The organism is bacterium (assembly GCA_026708015.1).
Lineage (GTDB): Bacteria > Actinomycetota > Acidimicrobiia > Acidimicrobiales > Bin134 > Poriferisocius.
Map to the genome: position 1 here is coordinate 51,385 of JAPOVT010000004.1, position 11,075 is coordinate 62,459.

9 protein-coding genes are annotated in these 11,075 nt (G+C 66.0%); 3 read left to right on the top strand and 6 right to left on the bottom strand.

Annotation, left to right across the window (positions count from 1 at the left end; all coding sequences use genetic code 11):
* The first annotated feature begins 68 nt into the window (after positions 1-68).
* Positions 69-1,253 carry a hypothetical protein gene (locus OXG30_01830; protein ID MCY4133640.1) on the top strand — a complete coding sequence of 395 codons (1,185 nt, stop codon included), beginning with the start codon at positions 69-71 and terminating at the stop codon, positions 1,251-1,253.
* 27 nt (positions 1,254-1,280) lie between these two features.
* Here OXG30_01830 and OXG30_01835 read toward each other — a convergent pair whose 3' ends face one another.
* Positions 1,281-1,970: a VOC family protein gene (locus OXG30_01835; GenBank protein MCY4133641.1), complete on the bottom strand. Its 690-nt coding sequence runs from the start codon at positions 1,968-1,970 to the stop codon at positions 1,281-1,283.
* Position 1,971: 1 nt separating this feature from the next.
* Positions 1,972-2,805, bottom strand: coding sequence for an alpha/beta hydrolase (locus tag OXG30_01840; GenBank protein MCY4133642.1), 834 nt, complete (start codon positions 2,803-2,805; stop codon positions 1,972-1,974).
* Positions 2,806-2,928: 123 nt separating this feature from the next.
* Between OXG30_01840 and OXG30_01845 the strand changes: the two genes are divergently transcribed.
* Complete coding sequence (locus tag OXG30_01845; GenBank protein ID MCY4133643.1) at positions 2,929-3,732, top strand: enoyl-CoA hydratase-related protein; 804 nt, start codon at positions 2,929-2,931, stop codon at positions 3,730-3,732.
* Positions 3,733-3,736: 4 nt separating this feature from the next.
* Positions 3,737-4,975, top strand: coding sequence for an acyl-CoA dehydrogenase family protein (locus tag OXG30_01850; GenBank protein MCY4133644.1), 1,239 nt, complete (start codon positions 3,737-3,739; stop codon positions 4,973-4,975).
* Positions 4,976-5,223: 248 nt separating this feature from the next.
* Here OXG30_01850 and OXG30_01855 read toward each other — a convergent pair whose 3' ends face one another.
* From OXG30_01855 to OXG30_01870, 4 genes are all read right to left on the bottom strand, one after another.
* On the bottom strand, positions 5,224-6,279 hold the full coding sequence (locus OXG30_01855; protein MCY4133645.1) for an LLM class F420-dependent oxidoreductase: 1,056 nt from the start codon (positions 6,277-6,279) through the stop codon (positions 5,224-5,226).
* 100 nt (positions 6,280-6,379) lie between these two features.
* Entirely contained in the window at positions 6,380-7,993 is a 1,614-nt protein-coding gene (locus OXG30_01860) for an AMP-binding protein (GenBank protein ID MCY4133646.1), read from the bottom strand.
* 299 nt (positions 7,994-8,292) lie between these two features.
* A complete protein-coding gene (locus tag OXG30_01865) occupies positions 8,293-9,588 on the bottom strand; it encodes a DUF4143 domain-containing protein (protein MCY4133647.1) in 1,296 nt (431 codons plus the stop codon).
* A gap of 237 nt (positions 9,589-9,825) precedes the next feature.
* Positions 9,826-11,075 (bottom strand): hypothetical protein (locus tag OXG30_01870; GenBank protein ID MCY4133648.1); only part of this gene is annotated, 1,250 nt, incomplete at its 5' end.

Sequence of the window (11,075 nt, forward strand, 5' to 3'; positions counted from 1 at the left end):
GCCAGCAGTGATAGCCAATCTTTCGGGTCGGATTGCCCGGATGAGGGAGTCGCGACTAGGGATATACCGTGGACAATGACCTGAGAGCTTCTTGGAACCGGCTGTGCGACTCGCTCAAGGAGTCGGTCGACTACATCTTCGACCCCGAGTTGGGCATCGATGCCTCCGAACAGGCCGAAGGGATTCGCCATCACCTGCGGATGCTCTTCTACACTACCGACCGCACCACTGAGAACGGCGACCCGACCCGTCCCGAGTTGGGCTGGGCATACCCCTTCAAAGTGGGCCTGGACAACCCGGACGGGTTGTATCAGTCGGCGCCCGTGGACCTGAGCCGCACCTACCGCATCACTGGCCGAATCGACACCCTGCGCTATCTGGGGCTCGCGTTGATGGACTACCACTCTGGCCGGGGGAAACTCATCCAAGCCCTCGACCTGGGCACCCCCGACTTGACCGACATCGGCGATGGCCGCATCAACGTCGTCTTCAGCCCCGACCCCGACCCCGGAAACCACATCGGCGACTGGTTCCAAGTGGAGCCCCGGCCGTATCAGCTGTTCGTGCGCCAGTTCTTCTCCGACTGGGCAGCCGAGAGCCACGCCGAGCTGTACCTGGAATGCCTCGACCCGACCGAGCCGCCCACCCGGCTCGACCCGGTGGCCACTGCCGAGCAGATCGACCAGATCGCCAAGGAGATGATCAGGGCGCCCAAGTTCTGGAACGCCTATGCGATGGGTCACCGCGACCGGGGCGAGATCAACTCGTATGCCCACGTTGAGGGGAGATACAGCGCGGTCGGCGATGGCGGCAGCGCCCAGCAGTCGTACGGAGGGTGCTGGTACGAGGTGGGCCCCGACGAGGCCCTGCTCTTCGAGGTGACCCCGCCCAACTGCCTGTACTGGAACATCCAGGTGGGCGACACCTGGTTCCAGAGCCTCGACTACGTGAACCTCCCCACCACCATCAACGACTCCCAGGCTCGCCTAGACCCCGACGGCGTGCTGCGAGTGGTGATCTCGCATGAAGATCCCGGCATCCAGAACTGGATCGCCCTGGGCGGCTGCCCCCAAGGACTACTCGCCTACCGTTGGAACAACGCCGAAACCGCGCCAGTGCCCGCGCTGAGCCTGATGCCGACGTCAGAGATCGGCGGCCGCCTCCACCCCGACACCCCCCGGCTCAGCGCCGACGAGCGCGCCGCTATCAACGCCGAGCGCCGCCGCCACGCCCTGCGCCGCTTCACGAGGTAGCCGCTGGAGGCGGGGAAAGCCCAGAGATCAGCCGACGCGAACCGGAGGATCCGGCTCGCTCATGTTCTCCCAGACGAACTCATCGGGCAGGCCCGCGGCAAGCGCTGCCCGCTCGGGGTCGCGCTGAGCCCGAACACTGGTGGGATGCGGTTCGGCTGGTTGGGCGACGGGGTCGGCGGGGCGCTCGAACGCCGCCGGACGCTTCAGCGCCTCCAACTCGTCGCCGCTGATGCCGCAGAGCTCGGTCACCTCGGGGTCGACCCAGGCCCGCTCGTCGATGTCGGACCCACAGGCGACCTCGAGGTTGAGGCCCTCCGGACCATCGAAATAGATCGACTTGCAGAACCCGTGATCAATCGGGCCGACGACCTGAAGGCCCCGGGAGCGGACCCTGTCGCGCATCTCCAATACCTCGTCGAAGGTGTCGACATGGAGGGCGATGTGCTGCAACGCCCCGCCTCGCACATCGCCACCGGGGCCGTCGGAGTGGCTGACGCCGAACTCGATGTCGTCGCCGTTGGCGGGGTGCTGCACGAATGCGATATAGCTGTCGCCGGACATCTCGACGAACCCGTGGTAGGCACCCTCGACGCCGTGCATCCAATACAGCGCCTTGAGCGGCAGTCCCAGCACGTCGCACCAGAACTGCAACTGCTGCTTCATATCGGTGGTCGAGAGGGCGAGATGGTTCACGCCGCTCGGATGCAGTGTCGTCATATCATCTGCCTTCCTTGATCAGGTTGCGACACCACTCCAGCACCACGTCGGAGTACTCAACGGTGTGGAACAACATGAGCTGATGCGTTCCCTCGGGATGGATATAGAACTCCACCGGTCCACTGGTCGCGTCCACAACCAGGCGAGCGAAGTCCACGGGGAACGTCGGATCGTTCTCGCCCACCGCATAGAGGATCGGCTTCGTGTTCTCGCCAATGGGGATCGCCGGGTCGTAGCGAAGGAACGACGCCCACGAGGCCATGTCGTAGTGCCAGGTGTTGTAGGGATCCGCCCTCTTCTGCTCCGCCGCGCCGCTGTAGCCGTAGTCCTCGTCGAAGTCGAAGAAGCGCTCGATGTCGAGCCTGAGCTTGTCGCCGAATCGAGCCTCGAGCTCTTCATAGGCCTCGGATCGGAAGGGGTTGTCGGCCGGCACCAGCGGCGAGCCCGGGATCGCGAATCCCATCAGCACCGCTCCGGCGAACACATCGGGTGCCGCCGCCATCGCTGAGTACGCCGGCCCAGAGCCCAGCGATGAACCCTTGACGATCACCGGCAAACCCGTCTCGGCCTTGATGTGCTCGCCATACATCACCGCGGCGTCAACCCACTGGTCGTAGGTCCACTGACCGGGACGCTGGGAGACGCACGACCGTCCGTGACCAGGGGCGTCCATGCACCAGATGTCAACCCCCCGGGGTGCGTGGTACGCGCAAAAGCTGTCGTAAATCCCCCCGTGGGACGCGATCCCGTGTTGAACCAACAATGCGTGGTCGGCGTCCGGGCCCGCGAACCGGTACGAAAAGACCTCGCCAACCATGTGCTCCTGTCGCTGCATGCCCCAACAGTACGAACACAGTGGGTCGTGTGTCTAGGTGTGCCGCGGTTTTGGCTCGTGATAACCGTTTTTAGGAGGCTGCAATCCGGACGGTTCGACGCGCCCAGTCTATATTTCCATAACGTGAGCGATCTTCGGTCTCATGAGAACGTGGAAACGCGGCTTGTGGGTGCGGTCCTGCATATCACCTTGGCCAATGAGAAGCGGGCTAATGCGCTGTCGCGCGATGCTGCAATCTTCCTGGCCGATTTGCTGGACGAGGTTTCCCTCGACCGCACCGACATCAGAGGGGTGTTGATCAAGGGTGCAGGTCGCCACTTTTGTGCCGGCGCCGATCTGTCGGGGCCACTCATCGGCGAGAAGCCGGTCAACGGCCATATGGTGCGGAGTCTCACTGGCGGGCATCACCGGGCGGTGCAGTCGGCCTTCGACTGCCGCATCCCCACGGTAGCCGCGGTGTCGGGCCGGGCCATGGGGTTCGGGCTCCACCTGGCTGCTGCCTGTGACCTTGTGGTTGCGGCTGAGGACGCTATCTTCGAAGAACCGTTCACTGATCGGGGCTTCAACGTGGACAGCGGCGGCTCCTGGCTCCTCCCCCGACTGATCGGGCCGCAGCGAGCCAAGTGGATGCTCTACACTGCGGCGGCCATCGAAGCGGCCACCGCCGTCCAGTGGGGCCTGGCCCTCGAAGTCGTGCCGTCGAACGAGTTCTCGGCCCGGGCCGAAGAGCTTGCGTCACTCCTGGCCAGTCGGCCCACACAGGCCATTGGAGCGACCAAGCGGCTCGTCGACAGCACCGGCACCGACCTTGCGGGAGCGATGCATGCAGAAGCCATGGCGGTCGAGCTTGTCCTTCGCAGCAAGGACTTCGCCGAGGGCATGAGCGCGTTCCGCGACCGTCGAGACCCCAATTTCACAGGTCGGTGACCCTGTGACCGAGGACGACGTCCGAGCTTGGATCGAAGCCAACTGGTCCCTCGACATGCCACTTGCCGAATGGTGGCGGCGACTGGCCGATTCGGGACTGGCGTTTCCAACCTATCCCAGCGGGCTGGGCGGGTCGGGAGCCGCCGCGTCGGTCGCCCGCGGGATCGAACAGGCGCTTGCCTCCGCAGGGTGCATCGGCGCGCCTGAGGGGATAGGTCCGAGCATGGGCGCTGCCACGGTGTTGCAGCACGGCACCGAAGAACAGAAGCGACGGTTCCTGCCGCCGCTGGTGTCGGGACAGGTATTGTGGTGCCAGCTCTTCAGCGAACCCGGCGCCGGATCCGACCTCGCCAGCCTCGCCTGCCGTGCTGAGCGAGACGGCGACGAGTTCGTGATCGCGGGCCAGAAAGTCTGGAACTCCGGCGCCCACCTGGCCAAGTGGGGCCTGCTGCTCGCCCGGACCGATGTGGATGCACCAAAACACGCCGGTATCTCCTACCTCATGATCGATATGGACCAACCTGGCATCGAAGCTCGTCCCCTGGTACAGATGAATGGCGCCGCCGACTTCTGCGAAGTCTTCATCGACGATGCACTGGTCCCGATTGAGAACGTGATCGGCGAGGTCAACGACGGATGGAACGTCGCTCGCACCACGCTCACCCACGAGCGAGCCAGCATTGGCCATCGCCGCCCTGAAGGGCTGTTCTCGGTTACTGCTGGACGACCTGCCGGCAAACTGGAACTACCGGTCGGCGAGCTCGTCGAGGAGGCCAAAGCTCACGCCGCTGACCCTCGCCGCCGCCGCGACGTCATGGTCGGCGCCAAATCGATGATCCGGCTCGCCCAGGACACCAGAGCGATACTCCATCCCGCCTGGCGCGACCGCACTATCCGATACTGGATCAACAGCCGTGTCCATCAACTCACGATTCAGCGAGCAAGCGAACAGGCGAAACGGGGCCGAGCCGGACCCACCGGATCTGTCACCAAGCTCAGCCTGGCCATGCTCGCACATGAATCGCGGGATCTCTCGATGGGGCTGCTCGGGGCTGAGGGCATGCTGCTCGACGACGCTCGAGAGCACAGCAAAGTCCAGCAGGCCTGCCTTTCGAGCCTCGCGCCATCTTTGGGCGGAGGCACCAATGAGATCCAGCGGAACATCATCGGCGAAAGGGCCCTCGGCTTGCCGCGTGAGCCGGGCATCGACCCCGACACCCCGTTCCGAGACCTGCCAAAGTGACCCATGGCTTTTGTCAGACACCCGACCGACGACCACCCAGTTCCGTTCCGAGACCTGCCAAAGTGACCCATGGCTTTTGGCTGGCTTGGCGGCGCACCCAGAAATCGGCGTCGCTCCAGCCGATGCGCTCCAAGGCAAATGAGTGGCGGACAACGCACCATGGCCGACCTGCTTGGTCCTACTCGCCACCCAGGCTGACCCTCAGCGACCCCCCGCCGCACGCATTGGGCCGCGGCGGGGTCAGAACGCTAGATCGCGGCTGTGACCTCGCGGGCGACGTCGATTGCTTGTTCCAGCACGGCCAGCCGCTCGGAAGGCTCGCGGCCCATCGGGTCGATCCGCAGCGTCGTCACTCCGGCATCTCGGTATGCCCGCATGCGGTCGCGCACCATCTCTCGGGTGCCGAAGAGACTGGTAGATGCAGCAAGCTCATCGGGCACCGCGGCCACGGCGTCGTCGCGCTTGGCATCGAGCCACAGCTTGCGCACCTCCTGCGCGACATCTTCGTAGCCCATCCGCGAGTACGCCATGTTGTAGAAATTCGTCTTCGGCGAGCCCATGGCCGAGAGCTGGAAGGCGAGTGCCTTCTTGCGCGACTGCACCAGCCTTCCAACGTCGTCGGAGAAGGCAAGCGGCCCGCCTGCGTCGATCGCGATCTCCGTGAGCGACCGTCCGGCTCGCTCGGCCCCGCGAGCCAGGGCGTCGATATAGACGCCCGAGCGCTCGGGAACAAAACAGGTGGCCACCCAGCCGTCGGCGATTTCGCCGCACAGCTCCATAGCCCTGGGACCAAGGGTGGCGAGATGAATGGGCAGCCTTGGGTTAGGTTTGAGGGCAAGCCGCAACGCCTTGCCCTCTCCGCCGGAAAGGGGGAGAACGGTCTGGTTGCCCGAGTACTCGAGGCGTTCGCCGGCGAAGGCCAACCGCAGCACCTCGACATACTCGCGCAACCGCTCCAGAGGCCGGTCGTAGCGCTGACCATGCAGCCCCTCCACCACCTGGGGGCCGCTAACCCCCAACCCGAGCACCATCCGGCCTCCCGACAAGACATCCAACGTCATCGCAGTCATAGCCGTCATGACCGGCGCTCGAGCAGAGATCTGCACGATGCCCGTGGCCAGCTTGATGCGCTCGGTCAGCGCGGCCACATAGGCAAGAGGAGTGAAGGCATCAGTACCCCACGCCTCCGCAGTCCACACCGTGTCGACGCCCAAACGCTCGGCCTCGACAACGAACGCCGCGGCCTCATCCACGGAGGTGCGAGAGCTATAAGCCGGTGTGTTGAGGCTGGTCGAGAGCTTCATGCCGATCAAAATAGGTTAGCATTTTACTCCAGATAACTATGGCACGAGTCCTCCGGGCCGGGTTCCCACCGAAGGAGATCCAGCGAGCATGATGCGGCGGCTAGCCGTAGTCTTGCTCGACGACGAGGTGGCGAAGATCGGATTTGCGGACCTTGCCGCTGGCGGTCCGGGGAAGCTCGTCTACAACGACAAGACACTCGGGGATCTTCTGCTTCGCGACGCCGGTGGCCACAAAGTGATCCCGGATCTCGGCCAAATCCAATTCCGCACCCGAGGCGAGCCGGACTACGGCCGCGACCCGCTCCCCCAGGCGGTCATCCGGCTTGGCGACGACAGCCGCTTCACTGACCGCGGGCAGGCGAGCGAGGATGTCCTCAACCTCCTTCGAGGCGATGTTCTCCCCGCCACGGATGATGATGTCCTTCTTGCGGTCGGTGATGGTGAGAAACCCGTCCTCGTCGAATCGACCGATGTCTCCGGTGCGGAACCACCCGCCGGGCAGGAACGACGCCTCGTCGAGCCTGGAGTCGGTGTAGCCGATGAACAGCTCCGGGCCTCGGCTGACAATCTCGCCATCCACACCCACCCCAACGTCCACGTCATTGTCGTCTAGGAGTCGGACCTCGGTACCAGGGCAGAGGCGGCCATCGGTGAAGGCTCGCTTGTCGAAGGGGTCCTCCCGGCGACCCGTGCTGATGGTTGGGTGCTCGCTCGATCCGTACGCGCGGAAAGAACGGATGCCGAACGCATCTGCCCGTTCCACCAGGGCCGGCGGCACGCTCGCGGCGCCGACCAAGAAGTCGCCGAGGCTGGTCACGTCGATGGCACCGGCTTCGGCCTCGTCGAGCAGCGATGTGAGATAGAAGGGCGCGCCAGCGGTGGAGTCGATGCCGTAGTCGGCCACATGCTGGGCCGCGACAGCAGCGTCCCAGCGATCCATCACCACGGTGGTGCCACCCTTGGTACACATGCGCAGCAGGTTCAAGACGCTGGCAATGTGGCCGGCTGGAAAGGAATCAAGCCGGTTGCGAGTGCCGGCACGGATCTGCCCGTTGGCGATCACTTCGGCGAACAGGGTGTTGTGGGTGTGCTGCACCCCCTTTGGTTCGGCCGTGGTCCCCGACGTGTAGATCAACAGGCACACGTCGTTCGCCCTGATCTGAGGGACCCTTAGACGATCCACATCGTGGGATGCGATCCGATCCCAGAAGATGGCGCTAGCCGGCTTGGATGGGCCAACCACAACGACCTGTTCGAGGTCGGTCAGCGCCCCGAGCGCCTCGTATCGCTCCAAGTAGTCGATGCTGCGCCAGGTATCGGGCATAATCAGCATGCGAGCCCGGGACTGGCGGAGGATGTAGCCCACCTCGGCGGGGCCGTAGAGGTGGACAATCGGCAGTGCCACCGCACCGATGAGCGCCGCGGCCTGGTAGCTGATCGCTGCCTCGACCCCGTTCGGAAGCCAGATGGCAACGATGTCGCCGCTCCCGATGCCAGCGGCTTGGAAACCGGCCGCTGCTGCTCTGCTGCGCCCGTAAAGGTCGTGGAGACTCATCGTGACCGGGCCGGAGCCGCCGACGAAGTGAAGGGCGCTCGACCCGTTCTCTTCAGCCCCGATGCGGAAGTGGTCGGCGATGGTCCGGTCGGAGTAGTAGCCCTCGTGATACCACTGCTCGACCGGACGCGTGTCGTCGGCAGGAACAGGGGCGGTCACAGCGTCGGCACCTTGAGGTGGCCCCGCATTCGCTCAACACTCATGCTCGGCTGTGATCTCATTGTCTCCCGTTATCGAGTTGCATCACCTGTTAGCCCAGCCTCTCCACAGCCGCATCTCCAACCCGATCGGCCACGAAAAAAATACTAGCTGCGGGGGTTTTCCCTGGGTCTGTTTGTGTTCAGTCGTTGTCGGTGATGGTGACGGTGGCCGTGTCGCGGCGGCGGCGGTGGCGGCGGGAGTGGGGGTGGCGGGTCTAGTGTCGATGGCGCTGTTCGACGCGCTCTTCAGGTGGGCTTTTAGGGGCCAAGCAGCGCGGCGGGGACGATGGCGATGCCGTCTTGGTCGCGATATGCGTAGGGGCCAGTGGTCACCTGCACGCTGTCGGCCAGGCGCGGGCCGAGTTTGTCGCGCAACCAGCGCAGTTGAGCCGTGTCTCCCGAATCGGGGGCAGCGGTGAGCTTGACCTCAACCGCGACGACCCGGTTGGCTCGTTCGACGATCAGGTCCACCTCGTGTGCATCGTTCCATGTGCGCAAGTGACCGACACTGGCACCGGCCGCCTGGGCATAGACGCGCACGTTCAGCGACACGAGTGATTCGAACAGCGCGCCGAGCAGCAGCCCGCTGCCGGATCCCATGTCGGGCACCGCATGCGACGCGTTGCCCGAGAGAAGCGAGTCCTCCGACGCCTTCAGCAGCCGCGCGGCCAGGCAGGGGTCTGCCAGGTGGTGCTTCGGGCCGCGCTTGAGGCGGCTCAGCGGATTGCCCATCGGCTGCCAGGCAGGCACTGGCTCGACGAGCCACATCGCCTCGAGCAGGTCGCGATATGCGGTGGTGGTGCTCCTAGCGGGCTTGTCAGCCTCGCCGGCTGTTGCAGCATCGAGGATCGTCTCATACGAAGCCGTGGTGGCGGTGGCCGCGGCGTATGCGGTGAGCCAGCGCCGCATCGTGGCGGGATTGCGGACGCGATGACCCATCAAGGCGACGTCATGGTCCACCGCACGGTGCAAGTAGCCGTCGAGTGCTTGCGTAAGAGCCTCGTGTTCGATGCCGGCCAAGCCGGGAAAGCCGCCGACGACGATCTCGTGCGCATAGGCACCAAGCCCGACGCTGGTCTGCCCGGTGATCGCTGGGCGCTCCCCGTCCAGCAGGTCGCTCAGGCTCACCGAGGGGGTTTCGGTGCCCCGCTCGGCGAGGGACATGGGCCGCATCCGCACCGTGACGATGCGACCGGCGCCTGAATGGGTGGGGCCAGAGCTCGGCGCTGCGGAACCCGTCAGTAAGAATCGGCCCGGCGAAGGATCGTCGTCGACCGCTCGGCGCACGAGGTCCCAAGAAGCCGGAAACCGCTGCCACTCATCTATGAGCACTGGCGGTTCGCTGCTGACCAGTCGATGCGGGTCAGCCGTCACGAGCGCCAGCGTTGGCGGATCGTCCAAGTTGTAGACCGTGCGGGCCCATCTGCGAGCGGTCCATGTCTTGCCCACGGCACGCGGGCCTTCAATGCTGACCGCCGGCAACTGCCCCAACAGCCGCTCAAGCTGCCTGTCCACCACTCTCGGCCGATAGTCAGAGCCTTGTGTCGCCGCCATACACTCAGCCCTCCTGCTCGCTCTGCCATGTACCGGTGGCGTCCCGCACCAGAGCCGTCGTTCGGCCCATGAGGGTGCTGCCCTCACCGGCCCTCGCCAAGGCACAACCCTACGCTTTCACAGGAATTGCCCCTACTATTCCTCAGCCATGAATCCTACACTTCCTCAGATTGCGACCCTACAAATTCTCAAGACGGTCCTCGACATCCGCCCCAACGCATCTCAGCCAGCGGTGGGTCAGTCGTTGTCGGTGATGGTGACGGTGGCGGTGCCGCGGCTGACGGGGGCGCCGTGGGCGTCGGTGAGGACGACTTGGAAGGTCTCGTCTTGTTCGGGGTCGTTGTCGTCGAGGATGGGTATGTACAGGTAGTCGTACAGGAGCCTTGTGCCGGCGGTGAACGTCAGCGTCCGGCTGCTCCCGGCGCCGTAGCCCCGGTAGTCGGCGCCGTGTCGCGCGGTGCCGTCTCGGGTGGCCACCCTGACGGTGACGGTCTGGTCGGGGGTCTCGCTGAGATACACCATGAACCGCACACTGCGGCCGCTCTCGCTGACCTCCACATCGCGCACCGACAGGCTCGGCCCCGCAGGCACAGGCGGAGGGGGCGGCGGTGGGGGTTGGTCGTCGTTGGTTATGGCGGTGTCGACCGGGCCGCCGGCGGCGGCGATGCCGCCCGACAGGCCCCGGGCGGCGGGGGCGAGTCGGCCTGAGCCGAACGCCACCCGCACCGTGCGCTCGTCGGTGTCGTCGTTGGGCGCCGCCGCCAGCACCAGGGTGGCCTGTTGTGCGCCTGCGGCGAGCACGACGGCCGGGTTCTGGGCGCTGTGGGGGTCTGCGGTGACCAGCGTCACGTGCTCGTTGACACCGGCGCCCTGCTTGAGCGCGAGGGTGTAGTGGTCGCCCGCGACAGCGCCGGTCACGGCCAGGGGCGCGGTCACTGCCTCGCCCGACACGAGAGCCCGGCCCAAAGTCACGGTGATCTCGCGTGTGCCGCCGTCCTCGGCCACGGCGCTGCCGGCGGCAGCCGCCAGCACCACCGAAGTGGCGTCGTCGTCGGCCACGGCCACCGACGCAGAGCCCTGGGTGGATGACACGGTGTAGCCGCTGCCCGCGCCCACCGCCACGGTCACCGACCCGTCGGCCTCGTCCGCGCTGTCATCGGCCGTGGCCACCGACAACTGCGCCGAACCCGTCGCCGGGACCACGACGGTCTTGGTGCTGGCGGTCACGCCGAAGTCGCCGCTCTGGGCGACCGCCACCGTCACCGCCAGCGGCGACAACGGCGCCGGATCGGCGGTGACCGTGAACACCGCAGAACCGCCCTCGGCGATCCCGCCGCCCGCCGCCACGCTCACCTCCGGCGTCGCAGGCGGCGGGGGCGGAGGCGGGGGCGGCGGGGGCGGCGGCGGGGGCGGCGGCGGGGGCGGCGGGGGTGGGGGCGGGGGTGGCGGGTCTAGTGTCGGTGGCGCTGCTCGGCAGGCTTGGAGGC